9 protein-coding genes are annotated in these 25,027 nt (G+C 72.8%); all 9 read right to left on the reverse strand.

The window, feature by feature from the left end; genetic code table 11:
* Window positions 1-19 precede the first annotated feature (19 nt).
* Window positions 20-613, reverse strand: coding sequence for a hypothetical protein (locus tag AB0C01_RS06835; protein WP_357570485.1), 594 nt, complete (start codon window positions 611-613; stop codon window positions 20-22).
* Complete coding sequence (locus tag AB0C01_RS06840) at window positions 610-921, reverse strand: hypothetical protein (RefSeq protein ID WP_357240533.1); 312 nt, start codon at window positions 919-921, stop codon at window positions 610-612. Before AB0C01_RS06840 ends, AB0C01_RS06835 begins: the two co-directional genes overlap by 4 nt.
* Complete coding sequence (locus AB0C01_RS06845) at window positions 911-5,830, reverse strand: caspase family protein (RefSeq protein WP_357570486.1); 4,920 nt, start codon at window positions 5,828-5,830, stop codon at window positions 911-913. The genes AB0C01_RS06840 and AB0C01_RS06845 overlap by 11 nt, the downstream gene beginning before the upstream one ends.
* Before the next feature lie 272 nt (window positions 5,831-6,102).
* Window positions 6,103-11,667, reverse strand: coding sequence for an amino acid adenylation domain-containing protein (locus AB0C01_RS06850; protein WP_357570487.1), 5,565 nt, complete (start codon window positions 11,665-11,667; stop codon window positions 6,103-6,105).
* A complete protein-coding gene (locus AB0C01_RS06855; protein ID WP_357570488.1) occupies window positions 11,667-14,780 on the reverse strand; it encodes an amino acid adenylation domain-containing protein in 3,114 nt (1,037 codons plus the stop codon). The genes AB0C01_RS06850 and AB0C01_RS06855 overlap by 1 nt, the downstream gene beginning before the upstream one ends.
* Window positions 14,781-14,835: 55 nt before the next feature.
* Entirely contained in the window at window positions 14,836-15,024 is a 189-nt protein-coding gene (locus AB0C01_RS06860; protein WP_357240545.1) for an MbtH family NRPS accessory protein, read from the reverse strand.
* Window positions 15,024-15,977, reverse strand: a complete 954-nt coding sequence (locus AB0C01_RS06865; protein ID WP_357240548.1) for a TauD/TfdA family dioxygenase — start codon at window positions 15,975-15,977, stop codon at window positions 15,024-15,026. The genes AB0C01_RS06860 and AB0C01_RS06865 overlap by 1 nt, the downstream gene beginning before the upstream one ends.
* Before the next feature lie 22 nt (window positions 15,978-15,999).
* A complete protein-coding gene (locus AB0C01_RS06870; RefSeq protein WP_357570489.1) occupies window positions 16,000-21,471 on the reverse strand; it encodes an SDR family NAD(P)-dependent oxidoreductase in 5,472 nt (1,823 codons plus the stop codon).
* Between the two features lie 14 nt (window positions 21,472-21,485).
* Window positions 21,486-25,007: an amino acid adenylation domain-containing protein gene (locus AB0C01_RS06875; RefSeq protein ID WP_357570490.1), complete on the reverse strand. Its 3,522-nt coding sequence runs from the start codon at window positions 25,005-25,007 to the stop codon at window positions 21,486-21,488.
* Between the last annotated feature and the right edge of the window lie 20 nt (window positions 25,008-25,027).

Consider the following 25,027-nt stretch of genomic DNA (forward strand, 5'->3'; position numbering starts at 1 on the left):
CGGCGATCGGGTCATCGGCCTAGCAGCGCTGCGGCGTCAGACTGAGGACACCGTCCAAGCGGACGACGACCCGCTGTTGGCGGCTTGTCCGATCGACGTCCAGTGTCACCGAGGTCCGGTCCAGGGCCAACAGTTCGCCGCAGACCTGGGTGTCCGTGGTGACCACCTTGAACCTCGGCTTGTTGGCCGGGCCGGCCAACCAGGTCGTGCCCACCGAGAAGGCGATCGCCGCCAGGCCGACCAGCAGCAGGGCGGCGGCGAGCCGAATGGCCCTACGGATGGCGCCGACCTCGTTGCGGGTCCAGGTCCTGAGCGCCTTGCCGGTCAGCCAGGTGTCGCCCACCGGCGATCCGTTCGCCGCCCGTACGGCGACCAGCGAGCCGGCGACCAGCGCGGCGAAGCCCAGCCCGAGGGAGCTGACGACGATGAGCCGGGCATCGGGTGTCAGGTCCACCACGTTGTCCGGCCCCTTGATGATGGTGGCCGCGGCGAGCAGCGCGGTCAGCCCGGTCAGGCCGGTGCGCCAGCCTTCCGCCTGCCGGCGGGCACCATCGAGTTGGCCGAACTTCTGCTGCTCGGCGAGCTGTTCCCAGCGCTTGTCCTCGATGTTCATCGCAGCGTCGCCGCCCAGAACGCGCCGCAGCCGGTGTCCGGTGACTCCGGCGGACGACCGGCGTGCGGGTAGCCGCAGGCACAGATGAAGACCTGCGGCCCGTCCGGCGGGGCCGGCGGCCGTCGGCGCAGCCAGCCCTTGCCGCCGTACACCGGCCCGTGCCAGATCTCCTTGGTCATCTCGCCCTGGCAGGCCGGGCAGACCAGGGTGACGACGAGCTCCTCCAAGTCGCCGGATGCCACCTGGGGCGTACCGGAGAACTCGAATTCAAGTTCCCGGAACTTGATCGACCTGTGGTCACCTGGCATCGTTCGACTCCTCCGGCGGGTCCGGCACCCGTAGTCCGAACAGGGCGGCGTATCGGCACAGGCGGGCGCGGGTGACGTCCACCGGTTCGCCCACGGCGGCCGCGGCGAGCGCCATCTGTTCGGCGGTGACATCGCCGTGCAGCGGTGGGGCCCAGCCGTCGAGTTCCTCGGTGAGGACGATCAGGTCCTGCCAACCCACGATCCCCTCCGGGCAGTCGTCGCGGCCGAAGTCGACGACGACGCCGAGGGACTGGAACCGGGTCAGCCGGTCGTACGCGACGCCCGGCTCCCACCCATAACGCGAGGCAAGTCGCAGTAGGTGCAGCGGGGTGACCGTGTTGTCGGCGAGCGGATGTCGGGGCGGTTTCTGGCTGGAGAAGCCCCGGCCCTCGTCGGGCGGCAGGTCGTCGGTGAGCATCAGCACGTCGTACCCGTCCGGCACGATCCGGTCGCCGTCCGGCACCCACGCCGGCAGGATCGCACCCAGTTCCTGGTACGGAGCCAGTTCGGACAGCACCTCGTCGATGGACTTTCCGCTGACGTGAGCGTGCCAGACGACGTGCAGCGGCGCCGGCGCCTGCCAGCGGGGCCGGGTCTCGGTGTCCGTCAACAGCATCCAGGCCCGCTCGAATCGAACGGTACGCCTTCGCAGCGCGCTCGGCAGTTCGGCCGCGATCGCGTCCAGGTCGAGATGGGGCGCGAAGTAGCGGAGCAGATGGTCGCGTACCTCGCCGAGGGTGATCCGCGCGGCCCCGGCGATCGCCACCAGCATCGGCGGTGTCACCTCGCCGCGCAGTTCCCAGAACGGCGCCAGCCGGGCGAGCGCGGCCTCGAGTCGTTCGGCCGCACCGTCGAGGGGCGCGACGGCCGCGACCGCGCTGACGATCCGGCCGAGCCGGTGGACCAGGGGAGCCCCGGTGTCCCACACCTCGCTCGCGGACAACAACGCCCAGTCGTCGGGGCCGGGTGTGATGTCCGCCAGCCCGGACAACTCGGGCATCAGGACGGACAGTTCGCTCTCGGCCGAGGCAGCGCTAACCCGGTCCGCCACCTGGCTCACCGACTCGCCGGACCGGCTGGCCAGGATCAACAGGTCCATGGCGTTGGGTGGTCGTTCCAGGGCGAGGAGCCAGGCCTGCACCGGGTCGTCCTCGTCCAGCCGTACGGTGCCGTTCCAGCCGGGACGGATCGCGCTCCAGATGCCGAGCGCCCGCAGCCGGCCGACCCGGGCGACGAGGTCGGGGGTGGCGATCCCGAGTACCTCACCGGCGGCGAGCAGGTGCCGTACGGACATCCCGCTGAGCCACCGGGTGTCGTAGTACTCGTCGCGGAAGTCCCGGTGCACCAGCCGCCGGTCGATGTTGTCCGGGACATAACCGTCGATGGGTTCGATCTCCGACTCGACGGGCGTGGACGGCATCGGCTCCGAGCCGGTAAACGTGATCAACGCACGCCACGCCTCCCCCACCGACCGGCCGGAGAGCCACGCCGCGCCGACGACGCGTAACCCGAACGGCACCGCGACGTTCTCGTCCGCCTTCAACTCCGGCGGGAGCATCGCCAGCAGCGCCGCGTGTTCCGGCGCGGTACGCAGCAGGCGCAGCGGACGCAGGTCGAGGCCGGCGATCACGTACGGTCGCAGCATCCGGAGAAACTCCTCGCTGGACAGCCCACGGGTGTCTCGCCGACGGCGGAAGGTGTAGGCGTCCATCACCGGCCGGGGCAGGATGTCCAGGTGGTTCGGGCGGATCACGGGGTAACCGTCCAACCGGTCCGGTGGCAGGTACGCCGGCTCGCCGGTGCCGTCGCTCGGCCCTTGCGCGTCCCGCCACAGCTTGGCCCGCCAGGCGTGGATCCACCGGGGAAGGCCAGCACCGGGCAGGTGCGGCCAGCGGTCCCGATCGGGCTGGAGGTCGGCGTCCTCGGGTAGGCAACCGACCAGGCCGAGGTTCACCCGGACGCTCGACCGTACCGGCCGTACCGGCAGCTCCAGGTCACCGAGCTCGTCGAACACCCAGTCGGCGAGCTCCCGGTCGGCGGCCGCCAAGCGCCACAACCACTGCATGCTCAGCCCGGACCAGGTCCGCAGTGTCGGTAGCGCCGACCGTAGCTGCGCGGACACCCATTCTGCGTCCCACTCCAACATCTCACGCCGGTCGACGCTGATCCGGGGACGGTGTCGGCCGGTCATGTTCAGGACGAAACCGAACGGATGGTCTGTGGTCGACCGGCCCGCCATCGTCGATCCCGATCGAGGGGGAAGCACCTGGATGCCGTCGGTGAGGTACCGCCCTTCGTCGGCTATCCACCAGACGTGCGCGGCGGCCCGAACGTAGGAGCCGATCGGCCCGCTCATCCGCAGCTCGCCGGGATGCCAGGTGTCGACCACCTCGCCGCTGACCTCGACGTCGACCCGGTACTCGGGCAGGTGGAGGTGCTCGCGCAGGGCCTCCGCACAGGACACCCCGTCGTCGACGGACAGGTGCAGCCGGACGATCGTGCCGCCGTTGCGGATGCCACTGGGCACGTCGGGTGTACGACGTACCCGGAACAGGTTGCCATTCCCGGCGATGGTGATCTGGAGCGCCTCACGTCCGGTCAATCCCGTCTCGTAGGTCGGGACGGTGGTGATCGAGATCTCCGACGCCAGCATGAAGTAGCTGAACACGCCGATGCCGAACTGGCTGTTCGCGTGCAACCGCAGCGCCGGGTCGAGCTGCTGCCAACGTGCCTGCTCCCGTCGGAACGGCTCGGTCTGCACGAAGCGGGTCCCGGCCTCGGCGAACACCCGCGTGATGACGTACTCGGTCATGCCGACGCCGTTGTCCTGGCACTCGAGATACGGCCGGCCGGTGGCCTCGACGCCCTGCCGGAAGACGACCCGCGGCGTCCAACCGTCAAGGTCCTGCTGTGCGTCGTGGTAGTGGGCCCGGAATCGCATCTCGCGGTACCGGCACGCATCGAGGGCGTTCTGGTAGAGCTCCCGGATCGCCACCGAGCGGTCGCCATAGAGCTGGGAGCCCATCAGCATGCCCTGCACCTTGTCTGCGGCGAGACTGAATCGCAGCAGCGGGAGCTGGTAGAGCGGCCCCTGGCCGGTGACTCTCAACGCGTGCACCGCGTCCGCCGTGAACGCCGGGGGCAGCCCGGCCAGCATCGGCTGCTCGTCGCGACTGGCGGTGCCGACGATCAGTCGCCTCATCTCCTCGGCCTGGGCGGCGAGATCGCCCAACACGACGTGGATCGCCGGGTGCGGGCACACGGCGGCCAGCTCCATCGAGGTCGCCACGCGGCGCCACCTGGCGGTGGCCAGCACCTCGCGCAGGTCGTTCAGGGCTACCGGATCACGGACCCCGATGTGGTCGGGCACCACCTGCGGCACCCGGCGCGGGTCGGCGGCCAGTACACCGGCGAGCCTGACCAGTCGGGCGAGCACCCGGGAGTTGCGCTGCTCCGGGGCGGTGTCGATCAGCTCGACCGCCTCGATGCCGCCCACCGCGTGCGCGACGCTGAGCAGCAGGTCGGCGTACTCGGCGACCTCGCCGCGGCTGGGTGTCTCGCCGAGGGCGCCGAGCAGCGCCCCCGCCGCGGTCGTGGTCCACTCCCGTACGGTGGCGGCGCACCACAGGTCCTCCCGGCCGAGCAGCCAGCGGTGGGCCATCCAGGTCACGATGGCGTCCTGCTCGACGCTGCCCTCCTCAAGCTGGATCACCCGACGGCAGAGCTGCTCATAGGCGCTGTAGACGACTTCGAGATCGAACCGCAGCCCGGCCTGAAACGTCGGTCTGACGTTGCGCGGTGTCAACCGGTGCAGGTCGAACATGCCGAGCGCGAGGACCGCTTCCCGCAGATACGGGGCGATGACGAGCACGGCCACCTCGGCCGGGGGCAGCGTCAGTTGGGTGTCGTCGTTCTGCGGTCGAAGCAGCGCGTGCAGGATGGACAGGACCCGCTGCGGGTAGGCCTCGTCGGTCCACGGGTCGCGCGGCCGGGCAGCGTGTGGCCGTTCGGTGCGCAGCTCGGTGATGGTGTTCGCATAACCCTCGACGAGGTCGCGCACCACGGCGGCGACCGGGTCCCGCTTGGCCGAGGCGGTCTCCTCCACGAGGCCCCACAGCTCGGTGTCCGTCGCGCCGACCTGCCACTCTTCGAAGATCCGCAGGCCGTCGCAGACTGGCTCGCTGAACGGCGTTCCGGTCAGCTCGCTGGTGGCCCGGGCCGAGGGGGTCTGCCCGCTGCCGGCGAGCGCACGCTTGGTCGTGGTGACAACCTCGGACACGGTACAGGCAGAATGACGGACCCCGAGAGCGTCAGCCAAGGCCCGGGTGAACAGACTGCCGCGAGCGTCATACCGGCAGATCTCTCCGCGGGCACAGCCGGCGACCAGCGCGAAGGCACCGTTCGGTAGCTGGGGTAGGCCCTGCATCTGGGAGATGTCGAAAGATTGGTCCGGATTGTCGCGGCAGGCATCGATGAAGGCGACGGCGATGCCGGCCTGGCAACGTCCGACCTGGTCAGACAGGTCAAGCGAGATCAGCGCAGCCTCGTCGGCCCGGCTGTTGCCGGTGGCGCGGTAGTCCTCCGGCACCAGATAGTCGCGATCACCGAAGCGAACGCCGTGGCCACTGAAGTACAGCAGCAGGGTTCCCCCGGCTGGTACCTGCTGACAGACGGTGTCGATCGCGGTGAGGCAGCGGGTACGCGTCACCTCGCCGGGTATCCGCTGCTCGTCCTCCCCCGAGGGGCCGTCCGGCGCTACGCCAAGCACCGTGACCTGATAGCCGGATTCCATCAGCGCGTCGCGCATTCGGGTGATGTCGGCCCGCACCACGTCTTCGGGGATGGGGGCGAACGTCTCAGCGTCGTCGCAGTGCGGTACGCCGATCAGCAACGCGAACCGGTCTGACACGAGTCACCTGCGGTGCGGTGGCGGGGGGAACCCCATAGTGCCACAGCGCCCGTGACAAGGGGCGACCCAACGGCCCCCTGTCCGGTTTCTTGCACCGCCGCCAACGACGCCACGACGTGTTCTCCCCGCAGCTGATCGGACGGGCGGTACGAGAGGGTGCCGCTGGCGGCGTCCAATGTCGACCATGCCGCGGGCAACTGCCCCGAAGCCATCGCCCCCCCGCGCCATCACCCGGCAGGTGTTCGCCGACGCCGTTCAAGCCGCCTTCCTCGTCACACGCCGACCGGCACCCGTTCCTCCTCGCGCTGCGCGGCCCGGGCCGCCAGCCGACGCTCCCGCTCCTGCGCACCGATCAGGTCGTCGGGCAGCGAATCCGCGACCTCAAGGTCGAAGCGGCGGAGCAGCCGGATCGCGAACCCGCCCAGGGTGATCAGGATCAGCGTCGCGCCGAAGCAGACGTACGCGAAGCCGATGCCCCGACCCGGACCGGTGCCGATCACCGCGCCCACCGACCCGGCCAGAGCCCCGTCCGGGGCGAGCAGCGGCTCGAACAGGCGGGTGGCCGCCGGGGCGATCAGCGCGAACCCGATGGGCAGCGTCGACCAGGAGATGGTCTGGTTGAGGCTGAACACCCGGCCGTGATAGCGCTGCGGCACCTTGACCTGGACGATCGTGGCGTAGATGGACTGTGCCGTGGTCATCGACATGGCCAGCCAGAACGCACCGACGCAGATCATCGCCACGGACGCGTCCAGGCCGACCAGGACGCAGCCGACCGCCGTGCCGAGGTTGCCGATCAGCACGCCGATCATGCGTCGGTTGCGGGGACCACCCCAGAGCGACATGAGTACACCGCCGGCGACCGCGCCGAGAGCCTCGGCGAGGGCCACCTGGGCCACCTGCGTCGCGTTGCCGAAGGAGAGCACCAACGGGGTGGTGAGCACCAGCGCGGGCGCCAGGAAGATGTTGCCCAGCGCGAAGTAGCCCAGCATCAACCGGAAGCCACGGTGCCGCCACGAGTAGCGCAGGCCGTTGGCGATCGCCACCAGCAGTCGCTCCCGGGGTCGCCATCCGAGCAGGTCGGGGAAGCGGACCACGGACAGGGTCACCACCGCGATCAGATAGCTGGCCACGTCGAGCAGCAGGATGCCCTTGAGGTCGATCGCGGCCAGCAGGCCGGCTGCGAAGACCGGCATCAGCAGCATGGCGAACCCGTTGGAGAGCTGGGTGATGCCCATCGCGTGGCCCAGGTAGCGCTTGGGCACCAACTGCGGCACCGCCGACTGGAACGCGATCCGTTGGAACGAGCCGGCCACCTGACTGAGCGCCACCAGGCCGTAGATGTGCCAGAGCGCCAGGTTGTCGGTCCAGAGCAACGCGGCCAGCACGAGCTGGACCGAACCGGCACTGCAACTGGCGATCATCATGATTCTGCGGCGGCTGATCCGGTCGGTGATCGCCCCGGCGATGGGCAGCACCAGCACGCCGCAGATCAGCGCCAACGCCCAGAGCAGACCCAGGTCGGTCACCGAGCCGGTGCGGGTGAACAGCCAGATCGGCAGGGCGAACGCGGTCAGCGCCGAACCGGTGGTGGAGACGAGCTGCCCGACGGTGACCGACACGAAGCGGGCCATGCTGGGCCGGACCACCGGCTTGTCCGGGACGACGACGGCGGCGACGCCCCGGGTGTCGGCCACCGCCCAGCCGGCGTCCTCGCCCCGTGCCTGCGGGGTCAGCTCGCCGACGTCGCCGGCGATCAGCGCCGGGTGCACCTGGGTGACGATCTCGGCCAGTTCCTGCGCGCGGTACTTGAGGAAGAAGTGCCCGGCCTGGTCGAGCACCACCAGCCCGAGGCGGTCGCTGAGGAACTGCCACTCGGCGTACCGCTCGATGTGGTAGTCGGTGACCGGGTCCTCCGAGCCGACCACCGAGATGATCGGGGCGCGCAGCTTCACCGCGCCCCGGTCGAGCAGGGCGGTGAAGTATTCCTCGGAAGCCCGGGAGTCGGCCCGCATGTTGCTGATGATCCGGTCCGCCTGCTCCGGCTCCAGCTCGTCGGTGTCCACACCCATCGACTTGAGCCAGCTCGCGTAGTGCTTGTTGCTGCGCAGCTTCTCCAGTTTGGTGCGCACTGCCGCGAACAGGCCCTTGGGCCGGGCGAACGGGAACATCGCACCGATGTGGAGCGCGGTCAGCTCCCGCCCGGCGGCCTCCACCTTGCGGGCCACTTCGGCGACGATCGCGCTGCCCACGCCGCAGTGCCCGTACAGGGCGAGCGGGCCCTCGATGCGCTCGATGATCTCCTCGGCGACCCGGGTGGTCAGCTCGTCGAAGGGCAGCGCGTCCTCGGTGAGCCCCACGTCGTGCCCGGGGATGGCCAGCGACCAGAGCGCGTGCCCGGCCGGCAGCGCGTCCGCGAGGGGCTGGTAGACGATCGCGCTGCCACCGCCGTACGGCACGCAGACGTACGTGATCACTCTTTGGGCCGGCGAGATCGGCTTGGTCAGCTCGTAGAGCAGCCGACGGGGCCCGTCGCCACCGCCACCGGACATGAACGTGGCCAGGTCGCGGACGGTCCGCTGCTGGAACAGGTCCATCACGCCGACCGGCCGCCCACCATGCTCGGCCTTGCGGATGCGGGCCACCACCTGGGTCGCGAGCATCGAGTGCCCACCCAGGTCGAAGAAGTCGTCGTCGATGCCGAGGGTGGCCACACCGAGCACCTCGGACCAGATCCCAGCGAGCAGCCGTTCGGTGTCGTCGCGCGGCTCCACGAGCGCCACCGACGCGGCGCGGGTGACGACCGGCGCGGGCAGCGCCTTGCGGTCCAGCTTGCCGTTCGGGGTCAACGGCAGGGCGTCCAGGGTGACGAACGCCGCCGGCACCATGTACTCCGGAAGAGTCTCCTTGAGCGCCACCTTGACCGCGTCGTGCTCGGCCGCGCCGACCAGGTACCCGGTGAGCCGCTTGTCGCCGGGGGTGTCCTCGCGGACCAGCACCACCGCCTCGGTCACCCCGGGCTGGGCGCGCAGCGCGCTCTCGATCTCGCCCAACTCGATGCGCAGGCCGCGCAGCTTGACCTGGTGATCGATCCGGCCGAGGAACTCGAGCACACCGCCGGGCCGGTCACCGGGCGCGACCTGCCAGCGGGCCAGGTCGCCGGTACGGTACAGCCGGGCACCCGGCTCGCCGGAGAACGGGTCGGGCACGAACCGCTCCGCGGTCAGCGCCGCCCGACGGTGGTAGCCGCGGGCCAGCCCCACCCCCCCGATGTGCAACTCACCCGCGACTCCCACCGGGCACGGGTTGCCCCGGGCGTCCAGCACCCGCAGCCGCACGTTGCTGATGGGCGCACCGATCGGCACGCTGACCACCTCGACCAGCAGCGCCGGGTCACACGCCCAGGAGCTGACGTCGATCGCCGCTTCCGTCGGCCCGTACAGGTTGTGCAGGCCACAGCCGGGCAGCCGGGCGGTGAAGTCCCGGGCGGCGGCGAGCGGCAACTCCTCACCGCTGCAGATCACCCGGCGCAGCGCCGTGGCCGCCTCGACGCCGTCCTCGGCGAGGAAGACGGTGAGCATGGACGGGACGAAGTGGGCGGTGGTGACCCGCTCGGACACCAGCAGGTCGCGCAGGTAGCCGGCGTCCTTGTGACCGCCCGGCTCGGCCAGCACCAGCCGCGCGCCCTCGCGCAGCGGCCAGAAGAACTCCCACACCGACACGTCGAAGCTGGCCGGGGTCTTCTGCAACACCGCGTCGTCGGCGCCGAGCCGGTAGGTGCGCTGCATCCAGTCCAGTCGGTTGACGATGCCCCGGTGGGTGTTCGGCACACCCTTGGGCCGGCCGGTCGAGCCGGAGGTGTAGATGACGTACGCGAGGTGCGCCGGGCCGGCCGTCGGCGTCGGGTCACTCGTCGGCTGGTCGGCCCAGACCGCCTCGTCGTCCAGGGCGAGCACGGTGGCGTCGGTCGTCGGCAGCACGTCGCGCAGGTGTGCCTGCACCAGCACCACCGGCGCGGCGGCGTCGGTGACCATGAAGGCCAGCCGGTCCGCCGGATACTCCGGGTCCAACGGCAGGTAGGCGCCGCCGGCCTTGAGCACGCCGAGCAGGCCCGCGACCAGCTCCACCGAGCGTTCCGCGCAGACACCGACCAGGGTCTCCGGGCCCACCCCGCAGGCGCGCAGCCGGTGCGCCACCCGGTTCGCCGCCGCGTTCAGTTCGGCGTACGTCACCGAACGGCCGGCGAACCGCAGCGCCACCGCGTCCGGAGTACGAGCGGCCCGCTCCTCGATCGGGGCGTGCAGCGTCTGCTGCCGGGGGAAATCGTGGGCGGTGTCGTTCCACCCGGCCACCAGCTCCCGCTCGGCGGGTGCGAGCAGATCGAGCGCGGAGACCGGCAGATCCGGGGTGGCGACCACGGCGCGCAGCAGCGTGGTGAGCCGGTGCGCCATCCGCTCGATGGTCGCCCGGGTGAACAGGTCGGTGTTGAAGACCAACTTGCCCCAGAGCCCGTTGCCGGTCTCGACGGCGTGCAGCTCGAAGTCGAAGCGGGTGGCGCGCAGCTCCATCGGATGCCACTCGAAGCCGACGTCGGCGTCCTCGGCCACCCCTTCGAACCGGCCCATCTCGTAGTTCTGGAGCACGAACATCGCCTGGAACACCGGTGAGCGGCTGACGTCACGCGGCAGACCCAGCTCGTGCACGACCCGGGCGAACGGCACCTCGCCGTGCTCCAGCCCGTCCAGCACCGCGCGGCGGGTCCGATCCAGCAGCTCGGTGAAGGTCGGGTCGCCGGCCAACTCGGCACGCATCGGCAGCATGTTGATGAACATGCCGACCAGGTTCTCCAGCTCCGGAGCGGACCGGCCGGCCACCGACGCGCCCACCGCGAAGTCGTCCTGCCCGGCGTGCCGGGCCAGGAACACCTGGTACGCGGCGAGCAGCGTCATGAACATCGTGCCGCCGTAGGCACGGGTCAGCGCGGCCAGCCCCTCGGTGGCGGCGGCGTCCAGAGTGAACTCGACGAAGTCACCCCGGTACGTCTGGGTTGCCGGCCGCGGCAGGTCCAGCGGCAGCTCCAGCGGGGTGATCCCGGCGAGGCGCTCCTTCCACCAGTCCACGTGCCGCAGCGCGCCCGGCCCGGCCAGCTCCCGTGCCTCCCAGACCGCGAAGTCTCCGTACTGCACCGGCAGGGCGGGCAGCTCCCGGTCGCGGTAGCGGGCGATCAGGTCACGCAGCAGCACGTCCACGGACCAGCCGTCACCGACGATGTGATGCTGGCCGAGGAAGAGCACGTGCTCGTCGACGTTCATCCGGTCCGGAGTGCCGTCTTGCGGCGCGGAGGTCGGATTATCGTCGCAGGCGGCCAGCCGGATCAGCAGAGCCCGCAGCAGCGGCCCGTTGGCCAGGTCGAACGGCTCGACGGCCGCCTGGTCGACAAGTGCCTGGGCGGCGGTGTCGTCGGCGGCGTCCACCACGGTCAGCGGCACCTCGACGACCTCGTCGAGCACCACGGTGGGCCGGCCGTCCGAGTCGGCCGGGAACCGGGTGCGCAGCGACTCGTGCCGGTGGGTCAGGTCAGCCAGCGCGCGGCGCAGCGCCGCGACGTCCAGCGGGCCACGGACTCGCACGGGCACCGCGATGTGGTACGCCGCCTCGCCGGGAGCGAGCTGGTCCATGAACCAGACCCGCTCCTGCGCGTACGACAGCGGCACCTCGGCGTCCGGCGGGCGGGGAGTGATCCGCGCGGCGGGCGGGCTGCCTGACCGGCGGCGCAACCGCTGGGCGATCAGCGCCTGCCGGGCGGCGTCGCGGGCCGAGTCCTTCACGTCGGTCATCAGGGGATGTCTTTCTCCGCCGCGAGCAGCGCGGCGACCTCGGTTTCGGAGAGTTCGTCGAGCTCGGCGGCGATCCGCTGCTCGATCTGGGCGGCCAGGTCGGCCACCACCGGGCTGCTGAACAGCGCCCGCATCGGCAGCTCCACGTCCACCTCGGCGCGGATCCGGGCCATCGCCCGCATGCCGCGCAGCGAGTTGCCGCCGAGGGCGAAGAAGTCGTCGAGCGCGCCGACCTTCTCCAGTTGCAGGATCTGGGCGTAGACCTCGGCGACCAGCACCTCGGCGTCGGTACGCGGGGCCAGGAAGCCGTCGGCGGTGGCGGCGGCCGGTGCCGGCAGCGCGGCGGTGTCCAGCTTGCCGTTCGGCGTCAGCGGCAGCGCGTCCAACCGGACGAACGCGCTCGGCACCAGGTGCGCGGGCAACTCCTGGGCCAGGTCTGCGGCGAGCGTCGCCTCGTCGACCCGGCCGACCAGGTAGCCGACCAGGGTCGGCTCGCCGTTGTCGGCGCGGACCACCACCGCGGCCTCGGCCACGTCCGCGCGGGCGCGCAGCACCGACTCGATCTCGCCCAGCTCGACCCGCATCCCCCGGATCTTGACCTGGTTGTCCCGGCGGCCCAGGTATTCCAGTGCCCCGTCGGCCCGCCATCGGGCGAGGTCCCCGGTGCGGTACATCCGCTCCCCCGGCGGCCCGTACGGGCAGGGCAGGAAGCGCTCGGCCGTCAGCGCCGGCCGGCCCAGGTAGCCCCGGGCCAGTTGCGCCCCGGCGATGAACAGCTCACCGACCACACCCGGCGGCACCGGGTTCAGCGCGGCGTCGAGCAGGTGGACCCGGGTGTCCCAGGTGGACCGGCCGATCGGCACCGGCCCGGCGGAGACCGGCTGCTCGGGGGCGATCCGGGCCGCGACACAGCCGACGGTCGCCTCGGTCGGGCCGTACTCGTTGATCACCGCCACCCGGGGGTGGTTGGCCCGCCAGCCAGCCAGTTGTTCGCCGGTCAGCGCCTCCCCGCCGATCACCAGATCGGTGGTGGGCGACAGGGCGTCGTCGAGCAGCGGCAGGTGGCTGGGGGTGACCTTCAGGAAGGTCGGCCGACCACCGGCCCGCGCCGCCGGGGTGTCGATGCCGGCGAACCGGACCGTGCCCCCGGCGGTGAGAGGGCCGAGCAGCCCGGTCACGGTCAGGTCGAACGAGACCGGTGAGTGCAGCAGCGCGACACCGGCCAGCCCCGGGTAGGTGTCCCGGGCCCAGGCCAGGTACGCGGTGACCGCGCGGTGCTCGACCAGCACGCCCTTGGGCCGCCCGGTGGAGCCGGAGGTGTAGAGCAGGTACGCCGGGTGCTCCGCACGCAACGGCGTACGGCGGTCGTCGTCGGTGAGGTCGGCGGAGTCCAGGTCGGCGGCGGTCGTGTCGGTCAGCACCAGTGCGTCGGCGGGGGCCAGCGCGGCCGTCTCCGCGGTGGCCAGCACGAGCGTCGGCTCGGCGTCGGTCAGTAGGTAGCTGATCCGTTTCGCCGGATAGCCGGTGTCCACCGGCAGGTACGCGGCACCGGCCTTCAGCACCGCGAGGATGGCCACCAGCAACTCCACCGAGCGGGGCAGCAGCAGCGCGACCCGGGTCTCCGGGCCGGCACCGCGCTCGACCAGCAGCCGGGCCAGTTGGTTGGCCCGAGCGCTCAGCTCGGCGTAGCTCAGCTCCTCCCCGTCGCAGACCAGCGCGATCGCGGCGGGGGTGGCGACGACCTGCCGCTCCACCTCGGCCACCAGGGTGATCGGGGCGACCGCGTGCCCGGTGTCGGTCCAGGCGCGCAGCAGGTCACGTTCGGCGTCGTCGAGCAGCGGCAGCGCCGACAGCCGCGTACCCGGGTCGGCCACGGCGGCGGTGAGCAGCCGCAGGTAGCGGGCGACGACCGCCTCCGCGGTGGCCCGGTCGAACAGGTCGGTGCGGTAGACCAGCCGGCTGGTGCCGCCGGTGATGTCGAAGGCCAGGTCGTCCTTGGTGGTGCCCAGCGGCACCGGGTCCAGGCCGGAGTCCGGGATCAGGTTCAGCGCGGTCTGGAACACCGGCTGCACCGACGGGTCGCGCTGCGGGGCGACCGCCTCGACGATCCGCTGGAACGGGGTCTGCCCGTGCTCCATCGCGTCCACCAGGCCGGTCCGGACGCGGCCGAGCACCTCGGTGACGCTCGGGTCGCCGGTGAGGTCGCACCGCAGCGCCACCGGGTTGACGAACATACCGATCAGCGGCGTCAGCTCGGCGGTGTCGCGGCCGGCGGTGGAGACGCCCACCACCACCTCGGGGTCACCGGAGATCCGGGAGAGCAGCGCCGCGAAGGCGGCCAGCAGCACCATGTACGGGGTGGTCGACGTGCCGGCGGCGAGCCTCCCGACCTGGTCCAGCAGCCCGTCGGGGAGGTCGAAGCGCACCTCGTCACCGACGAAGCCGAGCTGGGCTGGGCGCGGCCGGTCAAGCGGCAGGCCGGTCACCGCCGGCGCACCGGCCAGGTGACCGCGCCAGAAGGCGAGCTGCCGCTCCAACTCGGTGTCGGTGAGCTGGTCGCGCTGCCAGACGGCGAAGTCGGCGTACTGGATGGGCAGCTCGGGCACGTCGGCGGGTGCGCCGGTCAGCGCGGCCCGGGTGAACGCGGTCAGCTCGGCGTAGAAGAGCACCGCCGAGTGGCTGTCGAAGACCGCGTGGTGCACCACGAACTGCAACCCGACCCGGTCGGCGGCGAACCGGACCAGCCGGGCCCGCCACGGCGGCGGGGTGTCCAGCGGGATCGGGCTACGCGCCAGCTCGGCGAGGGTCTCGTCGTGGCGGGTCTCCCGCTCGTCGGCGGGCAGACCGGTCAGGTCCAACTCCGGCAGTTCCAACGGCTCGACGGCCCGGACCACCTGCACCAGCGCGCCGTCGACGATCCGCAGGTGCGTACGGAGTGACTCGTGCCGGGCGACGACCTGGCCGAACACCTCGGTGGCCTGTGCGGCGGTGACGCCGACCGGGAACCGCCACGGCGCGGAGACGTTGTAGACCGGCGACCCGGGGTCGAGCTGGTTGGCCGTCCACACCCGCTCCTGGGCGAAGGACGCCGGGAAGGTCCACTCCTTGCTCATCGTTGCCGCCTTTCGTTCGCGACTGCGGGGCTCCGCTCCGCTGCACTCCTCGCGCTCACTGGGCCCCCTCGCGTACCGAGCGGGGACGCATGTCGGTCCAGACGGTGTCGATGTGCGCCAGGCACTCCTCGCGGGTGCCGGCGAAGCCGGTGTCGTGCCATCCCGCCGGGAGGTCCCGCTCGGCCGACCAGATCGAGTACTGCTCCTCGTCGTTGCGCACGACCAGGAATCGGGGCTCGGCCATCACTGCTCTCCGTTGGTGTCAGGGGTGTGCGGTTCGGCCATCGCGACGGCGATCCTGCGGGGGCCGGTGAACGGTTCCCGGCCGTGCGCGGCGGTCATGTTGTCGACCACCAGCACGTCGTCGCGGTGGTAGTCGAAGCGGACGCTCGCGGCCCGGTAGGCGGCCCGCAGGTGGTCCAGGACGTCGGCGGGGATCTCGCCACCGTCGCCGTAGTAGGTGTTCGACGGCAGCCCGTCGGCGCCGAACATGTCCAGCAGGCCCTCCTGGAGGTCCTTCGCCAGGCTGCTCACGTGGAAGAAGGTGGCGTGGTTGAACCAGCGGGGAACGTCCGAGCCGGGGCGGAGGTGCACGGCGTCACGCACCGCACGGGTACGCAGCCCGTCCCGGCCCACCCACTCCAGCGTGATCCGGTTGGCCGCCGCGTACGCCTGCACCTCGCCACGATCGTCGGTGCCGAACACGTGCTGCCAGGTGGTGCCGAAATCTTCGTGGAAGTTCCGGATCAGCATCCAGCGCCGGCGTACGAACTCCTCGCGTACCGCCGGGTCGATCTCCCGGTAGACCTGACGGATGTCGGCCAACGGGGTGGCGCCCAGCGTCTGCGGCGCGGTGATGCAGTAGAAGAACAGGGTCAACGGCCACCGCGCCTGGTACGAGTTCTCGTTGTGCAGAAAGATCTCCTCGTCCGGTGGGTAGTCGGTCGAGGTGTACACCCGGCCCTTGATGGCGTGCCGGGGCGAGGACCGCTCGGTGTAGGTCAGTGGTTCCCCGGACAACGCCCGGACCACCTGGTCGAAGCCGTCCACCCCGCCCACGTCGAAGCCGCGGAACAGCAGCCCACCCTGGTCGGCCAGGGTGGTCCGCAGCTCGGCGCGGCGATCGGTGATCAGCTCGGTCAGCGCCCGGCCGTCGGCTTCGACGACCACGGGCAGCGTGGCGATCGTGTCGCTCATTGCTGTCTACTCCTGATTCTCGTTACGCGCGGGGCAGTCGCGGGATGGCGGAGGTCGGCGCCGGGGCGGCCGGATCGTCGGTGTCGGCGGCACGCAGCTCCTCGATCCGGGCGGCGAGCCCGGCCACCGTGGGGGTCTCGAAGAGGCTGCGCATCGGCAGCCGCACGCCGGTCGCCTTGCGCATCGCCGCGATGAGCTGCACCGCGACCAGGGAATTACCGCCCAGGGCGAAGAAGTCGTCGTCGACGCCGACCTCGGCCACCCCGAGCCCGTCCTCCCACACCCGGGCGATGATCTTCTCCAGCTCGGTGCCCGGCGCGGCGCCGCCGTCCCCGAGGCCGGACCGGGTCGAGCCGGTGACCGTGTCGTCGCCAGCGAGGTCGCCGGCGGTGACCCGACCGGCCCGATGCCGGATGTCGGCCACCGTCCGGGTGGCGATGACGACCTGGGCGCCGAGACCGGCGGTGAGGCTGCGGCGGAACGCCTCCGCACCGTCCACCGGCCGGATGTCCTCGGTCGAGACCAACGACGGGGCATCGACCGTGGACGTCTCGGTCAGGCCACCGGTGACCGCCCCCTGGTCGACCCGGCGCAGCACGAAGTCGCTGATCGCGACAAGTTCCCGGCCGTCCGGGTCGCGCAGTGACAGGTCGGCGGCGACCACCTCGTCGGTGTGACCGGGCCGGTGTCGCAGCTCGCTGGTGAACCGGGCCGGCAGCGGCCCGCGCACCACGATCCGCCCGTAGGACAGCGGCAGGTAGGCGCCGCTGCCCTGACCCCGGCCGAACGCGGTCGCCACGTCCAGCAGCGCGGGGTGCAGGCCCCAGGCGGGCAGGTCACCGAGCGCAGCGGCAGGGGCCTCGATCACCGCCAGCTCGGTGACGTCGGCCAGATGGTGCTCGCTCAAGGCTGCCCAGCGCGGCCCGAAGGTGAGCATGCTGGTGCGACCCCGGCCGAAGGACGCGTCGTCGTCCACCCGTCGACCGGTCGGTTCGACGCGGCGGGCCGGCGGGGTGGGCTCGTCGGTCCAGCCGGCTGCACCCCGTACGTGGGTGCGCAGGAGACCGCTGGCCAGGCTCCGGACGGCGAAGTCGGTGCCGCCGTCGTCGGCCGGCGTCAGCTCCACCCGGTACTGGGCGATGGTGCCGTCGGGCACCGCGAACGGCTCCAGGAAGACCACGTCGCGCAGCTCCACTGCCGCTTCCCCGTCGGGCGCGGGCATCGCGGCGGCCACCGCGGCCCGCACCGACTCCAGGTGGGCGGTGCCCGGTACGACCGGTACGCCGGCGATCCGGTGCTCGTCGAGCAGCCAGTGGGTGCTGGCGGAGACCAGGCCGTGCAACACGGTCTCCATCGGCCCGCTGACCTTCGTGGTGAGCACCGGGTGGTCGACGGTGCTGGTCACTGTGTCGCGGCCGGCAGCCCGGAACCCGGCCGGCGCGGCGGTCTCCACCGCCATGCCCACCTCCGCCCAGCCGCCCCAGTTCTGCGACAGCACCGGAGCCCGCCAGCCGGCACCCGAGCGGGCGTGCGCGTCCAGGAACGCGTTCGCGGCGCAGTAGTCGACCTGCCCGAAGCCGCCGACCACCGCGGTGATGGACGAGCAGAGCACCACGAAGTCCAGCGGCAGGTCGCCAAAGACCTGGGCCAGGGCGAGCGTGCCGGCGAGCTTCGGAGCGAGCACCCGCTCGGCCTCGGCCCGCTCCTTGACCTCGACCATTCCACCGCCAGGCAGACCGGCCGCGTGCACGATGCCGTCGATGCCGCCGTACGCGGCCTGCGCGGCGTCGCGGACCCGGCGCAGGTCGGCGGGGTCGGTGACGTCGGCGGCGAGCACCAGCACCTCGGCTCCGGCGGCTTCCATCCGGCGGATCGCCGCGATGGCCCGACCGGCCCGGTCGTCGCCGTGCACGGCGAGGTGGTCGTCCCACCGCTCCCGCTCCGGAAGCCCGGAGCGGGCCAGCAGCACCAGCTTGGCGCGGGCGCGGGTGGCGAAGTCCTCGGCCAGGGTGATGCCGATGCCGCCGAGCCCACCGGTGATCAGGTACCGGCCGCCGTCGCGCAGCGCGCCCGGCTCCCCCTCGGCGTCGAGCGTCACCTGCTCGACGTCGGCCACCCAACGCCGGCCCCCACGGAGGGCGACCTCAGGCTCCCGAGGACGGCGCAGCTCGGCGACCAGCGCGGTGACGTCGTCGTCGGCCGGGTCCGCGTCGACCAGCCGGACGGCCAACCCGGGTAGTTCGGCCGGGAGCACCCGGGCCAGCCCGGCGAGGGTGGCGTGCTCCGGGCGGCGCAGGTCGTCGCCGCGCACATCGCCGGTGCCGGCGGTGACCAGATCCAGGACGACGTCGCCGTCCTCGCCGGTCAGGCCGGCGCCGGCCAGCGCCTGCACCAGGTGCAGGGCGCTGAAGAAGCCCAGCTCCTGGGCCGCCCAGGTGGCCGCGATGTCGGTGCCGGTCGGCGCACCGTCCAGCGTGAAGGCGTGCACCAGCCGGGTCGGCAGTCCACCGTCGGCGGTGAGCGCGGCGACCAGCGCCTCGTGATCCGAGCGCACCCCGGGGCGCAGCCGGTAGCCGCCGTCGGCGGTGAAGGCGTCGCCGGGGCGTACCAGGATCGGGTCGGCGCCGGCGGCCCGCAGGCCGGCGACCAGGGCGTCGCCGCGCGCGCCCGCGGTCAGCACCAGGCAGCGGCCCAGCGACCCGGTCGGCGGCAGCGGCGCGGCCTGCCGCCAGACCGGCACCGCGAACCACTCGGGCAGCGGACGCGGCCCGGTCTCCACCGGAGCGGCGGCGACCTGCTGCTCCGGGTCCGGGTCGATCCAGTAGCGGCGGCGCTCGAACGGGTAGCTGGGCAGCGGCACCCGCCGCGCCGCCGAGTCCACGTCGAACCGTACGGGCAGCCCGGCGCACCAGAGCGCGCCGGCGGTGCCGAGCAGAGCGGCCAGGTCGCCGGTGGTCTCCCCGGCGGCGGGCAGGCTGCCCAGCGGGATGAGCGGATGCTGCTCCGGCGCTGCCTTGGCGACCTGCATCCGGGCCAGGCTGGCCAGTTGCCGGCCGGGACCGCACTCGACCAACTGCCAGGTGCCCGCCGCCAGCAGGGTGGCCACACAGTCGCCGAAGCGGACCGGCTGGCGCAGGTGCGCCGCCCAGTACGCCGGGTCGGTGGCCTGCTCGGCGGTGATCCAGGTGCCGGTCACGTTGGAGAGGAACGGCGCGGTCGGCGGGCGCAGCGACACCGTGCCCATCAGCGCGGTGAACTCGGCGAGGATCGGCTCCATCATCGGCGAGTGGAACGCGTGCGAGGTGCGCAGCATCTTGGACTTTGCCGTCAGCGTCGCCGCGAACGCCTCGACGGCGGCGGTCTCGCCGGCCACCACGCAGGTCCCCGGCCCGTTGACCGTGGCCACCGAGAGCCCGTCGGGCAGCACGTCGGCGACCGCCGACTCGTCCAGCGAGACGGCGAGCATCGACCCGGTGGGCAGCGACTGCATCAGCCGGCCCCGGGCGGCGACCACCCGCAGCGCGTCCGGCAGGCTCAGCACCCCGGCAACGGTGGCCGCGACGTACTCACCGATCGAGTGGCCGATCATCGCGGCCGGGCGTACGCCGGTGGCCTGCCAGAGCGCGGCCAGGGCGTACTCGACGGTGAACAGCGCCGGCTGGGTGTAGCGGGTCTCGGTAAGCCTCTCCCCCGCCATCGGATCCCGACCGAGGATCAGGTCACGCAGGTCGATGCCCAGGTCGGGCAGGAGAAGTTCGGCGCACTCGTCGACGACGGCGGCGAAGCGGGGCTGCTCGGCGTGGAGCTGCGCGCCCATCCCGGCGTACTGGGAACCCTGACCGGAGAACAGGAGAGCGACTTTCGGGGCTGGGCCCCCGGTCGATGGTTGCGCTCCGCGTTTCGGGGCGCGCAGGGCCGTGACGGCGCCGGGGAGATCCGACGCGACCACCGCGCGGCGGTGCGGGTGCGGGCGGCGGCCGGCACGCAGGGTGTGCGCGACGTCGGCGAGGTACGCGGGCCCGGCGTCCGCGGCACCGTCCAGGTGGGCGGCGAGGCGCTGCACCGCGGCGTCCAGGGCGCCCGGGGTGGCCGCGCTGACCTGGAGCAGATGCGCCGGGCGCACCCGGCGGTCGGTGCGGTACGCCGCCGGCGCCTCCTCGAGCACGACGTGCGCGTTGGTGCCGCCGATGCCGAACGAGCTGACCCCGGCCCGGCGCGGCCCGCCGTCGGTGTCCCACTTGGCGAGGGTGTTCGCCACGTAGAACGGGGTGTCGGCGAACTCGACCGCCGGGTTCGGCGTCTCGTAGTTGATCGTCGGTGGGATCAGCCCGTGCTCCATGGCGAGCACCGTCTTGATCACGCTGACGATGCCCGAGGGTTGGCTGAGGTGGCCGATGTTGGACTTCACCGACCCGATGCCGCACCAGCCCCGCTCGTCGGTGTCCCGGCCGTAGACGGCGGAGAGCGCGGCGACCTCGATCGGGTCGCCCATCGCGGTGCCGGTGCCGTGCGCCTCGACGTAGCTGATGGTGCGCGGGTCGATGTCGGCCATGTCGACGGCCTGGGCGATCGCGGCCACCTGCCCGTCGACGCTGGGCGCCGTGAAGCCCACCTTGCCGGCGCCGTCGTTGTTGATGGCGTTGCCCCGGACCACGGCACGGATGTGGTCACCGTCGGCGATCGCGTCGGAGAGCCGCTTGAGCAGCGTCACCCCGACGCCACTGCCCCACACGGTGCCGTTGGCGGCGGCGTCGAACGGGCGGCACCGGCCATCGGGCGAGGTGAAGCCCTCCATGCCGAGGTAGCCGACGTGCGGCAGCTCGATGTTGACACCGCCGGCCAGCGCCATGTCGCACTCACCGTTGCGCAGTGACTCGCAGGCCAGGTGGAACGCGACGAGCGAGGTGGAGCAGGCGGTGTGTACGGTCAGGCTCGGCCCGCGCAGGTCCAGCCGGTACGACACGTTGGTGGCCACGTAGTTCGGCGAGTTGCCGGTGGCGATGGAGACCGTGCCGTGTGGGTTGCCGCCGACCCGCTGGTTACGCAACACGTAGCGGTGCAGGTAGGTGTTGCCGCCGGTGCCCGCGTACACGCCGATCGCGCCGTCGTAGCGGGCCGGGTCGTAGCCGGCGTCCTCCAGCGCGGTGTGGCAGGACTCCAGGAACAGGCGGTGCTGCGGGTCGGTCAGCTCCGCCTCCCGGGCGGTCATCCCGAACAGCGTGGCGTCGAACTCGTCGTAGCCGTCGACCAGCGGGGCGCGGTTGACCCAGCCCGGGTCGTCGACCTCCGTGGGCGTCGCGCCCCGGGCGAGCTGCTCCTCCCGGGTCAGCTCGGTGGTGGACTCCACGCCGTCGACCAGGTTGCGCCAGAACTCGTGGACGTCGGCGGCACCGGGCAGGCGCGCGGCCAGGCCGACGATCGCGATCGGTTCGATGCCGTGCTCAGGTGACTCGGTGACGTCGTCGGACTGGTCGGCTGCGGTCGGGTTGCTCATCAGGCTGTCCTTCGTCACGCGGAGCCGCCGGGGCGGCGAGGTGGGTTACGACGGGTACGGCCGCGGCGTGCGGCGGCCCGCAGGGCGGCCCGGGCCAGCTCCGGCCGGTCGGCGGCACCGTCGAGGCTGGCGGCGAGCGCTCGGACGGTGGGGTGGCGGAACAGGTCGAGCATTCGGATGGACCGGCCGGTCGCGGCGGTCAGCCGGGCGTGCACGGCGGCGAGCGCCAGCGAGTGCCCGCCGATGTCGAAGAAGTTGTCGGTCACCCCGACCCGGTCGTGCTCCAGCACCTCCCGCCAGATCCCGGCGATCAGCTCCTCGGTCTCGGTGAGCCCGTCCGGGCCGACAGGCATCAGCGCGGGTGGGGGGCCGACCGGGTCACCGCCGGCGACCGTCATCGCGCCGAGCTGCGGCACCCGCACGGTGGGTCGGGGCAGCGCGGTGGCGACCTCGCGGGCCGGCGTGTCCGCCGCCGCGGCCAGCGCGCCCACCAGCTCGGCCAGGTCGGCGAGCAGGTCGTCGACGCGCCCGGCGTCGAACAGGTCCGGGTTGTAGACCACCTCGACGCCCGTACGACCGCCGTGCTGCACCACGTAGACGGTGATGTCGAACGGCGAGCCCGGCTTGGGCACCGGCACCGGCTCGGCGGCCAACCCGGTCAACGTCAGCGCGGGCGGCGCGAAGTTGAGCACGTTGAACAGCACCTGCACCAGCGGTGCGCGGGCGGTGTCCCGGCCGACGCCGAGCGCCTCGACGATGCGTTCCAGTGGGGCCCCCGGGTGGGCGGTGACCTCGTGCAACTCCCCGGCACAGCGGTCGACCAGCTCGGCGAAGCTCACCCCGCCGGTGCGGACCCGCACCGGCACCGTGTCGATGAAGAAGCCGATGACGTCGTCGAAGGCGGCCAACCGCCGGTCGGCGACGATCGCCCCGAGCACGTGGTCGTCGCCACCGGTGAGCCGCGCGATCAGCTCACCGAAGGCCGCCAGCAGCACCGCGGCGACCGTGGTGCCGCGACGCTCGGCCAGCTCGCGGACCGCGCGGTCGGTGTCGGCGGGCAGCCGGACCGCCGCCTCCGCCCCGGCGTACGTCTGCACCGCCGGCCGCGGCCGGTCCCGGGGCAGTTCCAGCACGGTCGGCACGCCGTCCAGGTGCCCCGTCCACCAGGCCAGGTCGGGCCCGCCCCGCAGCCGGTCGCGCTCGGCACGCCACACCGCGTAGTCGGCGTACCGGGCCGGCAGCGCCGGCAGTGTGGGCGCCGTGCCGGCCACCGCCTGGGCGTACCCGGCGGCGAGGTCGTCGTAGCAGATCCGCTCCGACCAGCCGTCGAAGACGGCGTGGTGCCAGGTGACGGCCAGCACGTGCTCGGCCGGGCCGAGCCGGTAGACGGTCACCTGCCAGGGTGGCCCGGTGGCCAGGTCGAACGGATGCGCGGCACCGGCCGCGAGCATCTGGGCCAGCTCCGCCTTCGGCTCGGCGCTGCCGGTCAGGTCGACCACCGGCACCGCCACGTCGGTCGGCTCGGCGCAGACCGCGTAGGGCACCCCGGCGGTCTGCGGGATGCGCCAGCGCAGCACGTCGTGCCGCTCGGCGACGGTCCGCAGTGCCGCGCCGAGGGCCGCGATGTCCAGCGGGCCGAGCAGCCGGTGCGCCACCGCGATGTTGTACGGCGCGCTGGACGGCGCGAGCTGGTCGACGAACCAGAGCCGGCGTTGCGGTGGGGAGAGAGTGGGCGGGTTGCCGGTGCTCAGCCGGTCGTCGCCGACGGGTGCGGCGGCCACCCGCTCGGCGAGCCGGCCGAAGGTGCGCTCGGTGAACACCGCACGGGTGTCGAGCTGCCGGCCCAGCTCGGCGCGCAGCGCGGCGACCAGGCGCATCGCCGCGATGGAGTTGCCACCGGCGGCGAGGAAGTCGGTCGCCGGCCCGGGTGCCGCGCCGAGCAGCCGGGTCCAGATGCCGGCCACGGCCGCCGCGAGGGGGCCACCGGGCACCTCCGGAGCGACGGTGTCGGCGGATGAGGCGGTGCGGGCCGCGGCCAGGGCGCGCAGCGCGAGGCGGTCCAGCTTGCCGCTGATCGGGCTGATCGGCAGGGCCGCGCTGCGCAGCACCCGGGCCGGCAGCATCGCCGTGGTCAACCGACTGCCGGCGTACGCGCGCAGCCGCGCGTCGTCGGGGGCATCCGCCGGAGTGAGGAACGCGACCAGCTCGGTGCCGGCCGGACCGGGCACCGCCTCGACGGCCACCCCGGTCACCCCGGGCAGGTCGGCGAGCACCGCCTCGACCTCGCCCAGCTCGATGCGCTGCCCGCGGATCTTCACCTGCCGGTCGGCCCGGCCCAGGTAGACGATCCGCCCGTCCGGGTCCTGCCGCACCAGGTCGCCGGTGCGGTACAACCGCTCGCCGGGCAGCCCGGAGAACGGGTCCGGAACGAACCGCTCGGCGGTCAGCGCCGGCCGGCCCAGGTAGCCGTCGGCCAGCCCGGGCCCGCCGATCAGCAGCTCACCGGTCTCGCCCGGCGGCACCGGGTCCAGCACCGCGTCCACCACGTACGCCCGGTGGTTGGGCATCGGCCGGCCGATCGGTACCGGGTCGGCCTCGGTGGCGCTCAACGGGCCGCTGACCGCCAGCACCGTCGTCTCGGTGGGGCCGTACGCGTTGAGAAGGCGGCGGCCGGGCGCCCAGCGGGCGGCCAGCGCGGCCGGTACCGCCTCGCCGCCGCAGAGCACCGTACGCCAGCCGGTCAGCTCGGCCGGGTCCAACATCGCCAGCACGGTGGGCGTGATGAAACCCCAGTTGACCTCGTGCTCGATGACGAACCGGGTCAGCCGGACCGGGTCGGCGCGATCCGATGCGCCGAGGAGCTGCACCGTCCCGCCGAGCAGCAGCGGCACGAACAGGTCGATGGTGGCCGCGTCGAAGCCGAGCGACGCCAGGCCGAGGCTGCGTACGCCGGCGTCGGCACCGCTCAACGCGGCCACGCCCGTCACGAACTCCACCACGTTGCGGTGACTGGTGAGCACACCCTTGGGCCGACCCGTGGAGCCCGAGGTGAACAGCACGTACGCCGGGTCGCCGGGCCGGGCCGGGCAGGGCGCGAGGGGGGCCGGGCCGGGCAACCCGACCGCCTCGACGCCGGGGGCGTCACCGAACTCGGTCTCGGCGGCGTCGCCGACCACCAGGGAGATGCCCGCGTCGGCGGCGATCCCGCGAAGCCGCCGACGCGGGCCGCCCGGCTCCAGCGGCACGTAGCAACCGCCGGCCAGCAACACCCCCAGCACGGTCGCCACCAGCTCGGGCCGGCGGCTGCCGCACACTCCCACCCGACTCTGCCGGCCGACGCCGCGGGCGCGCAGCGCGGCAGCCACCCCGGCGGCCTGGGACAGCAGCTCGGCATAGCTGAGCCGGCTGTCCCACTGGCGCACCGCCGTCGCGCCCGGCGTACGGGCGGCCTGCGCGACCACCAGCTCGGCGATCGTCGCGTCCGGCCAGGGCAGGGTCTCGCCCCGTACGGCGTTGCTGAACAGTAGGTCGGTCACCCGTTCCCCCCGGGATAGCT

It is taken from the genome of Micromonospora sp. NPDC048905, from assembly GCF_040649655.1.
GTDB lineage: Bacteria > Actinomycetota > Actinomycetes > Mycobacteriales > Micromonosporaceae > Micromonospora.

Bases quoted from the DNA above. Each gene is read 5' to 3' on its own strand.
- AB0C01_RS06835 (WP_357570485.1), bottom strand. From the start codon at position 613: ATGAACATCGAGGACAAGCGCTGGGAACAGCTCGCCGAGCAGCAGAAG.
- AB0C01_RS06840 (WP_357240533.1), bottom strand. From the start codon at position 921: ATGCCAGGTGACCACAGGTCGATCAAGTTCCGGGAACTTGAATTCGAG.
- AB0C01_RS06850 (WP_357570487.1), bottom strand. From the start codon at position 11,667: ATGACCGACGTGAAGGACTCGGCCCGCGACGCCGCCCGGCAGGCGCTG.
- AB0C01_RS06855 (WP_357570488.1), bottom strand. From the start codon at position 14,780: ATGAGCAAGGAGTGGACCTTCCCGGCGTCCTTCGCCCAGGAGCGGGTG.
- AB0C01_RS06860 (WP_357240545.1), bottom strand. From the start codon at position 15,024: ATGGCCGAGCCCCGATTCCTGGTCGTGCGCAACGACGAGGAGCAGTAC.
- AB0C01_RS06865 (WP_357240548.1), bottom strand. From the start codon at position 15,977: ATGAGCGACACGATCGCCACGCTGCCCGTGGTCGTCGAAGCCGACGGC.
- AB0C01_RS06870 (WP_357570489.1), bottom strand. From the start codon at position 21,471: ATGAGCAACCCGACCGCAGCCGACCAGTCCGACGACGTCACCGAGTCA.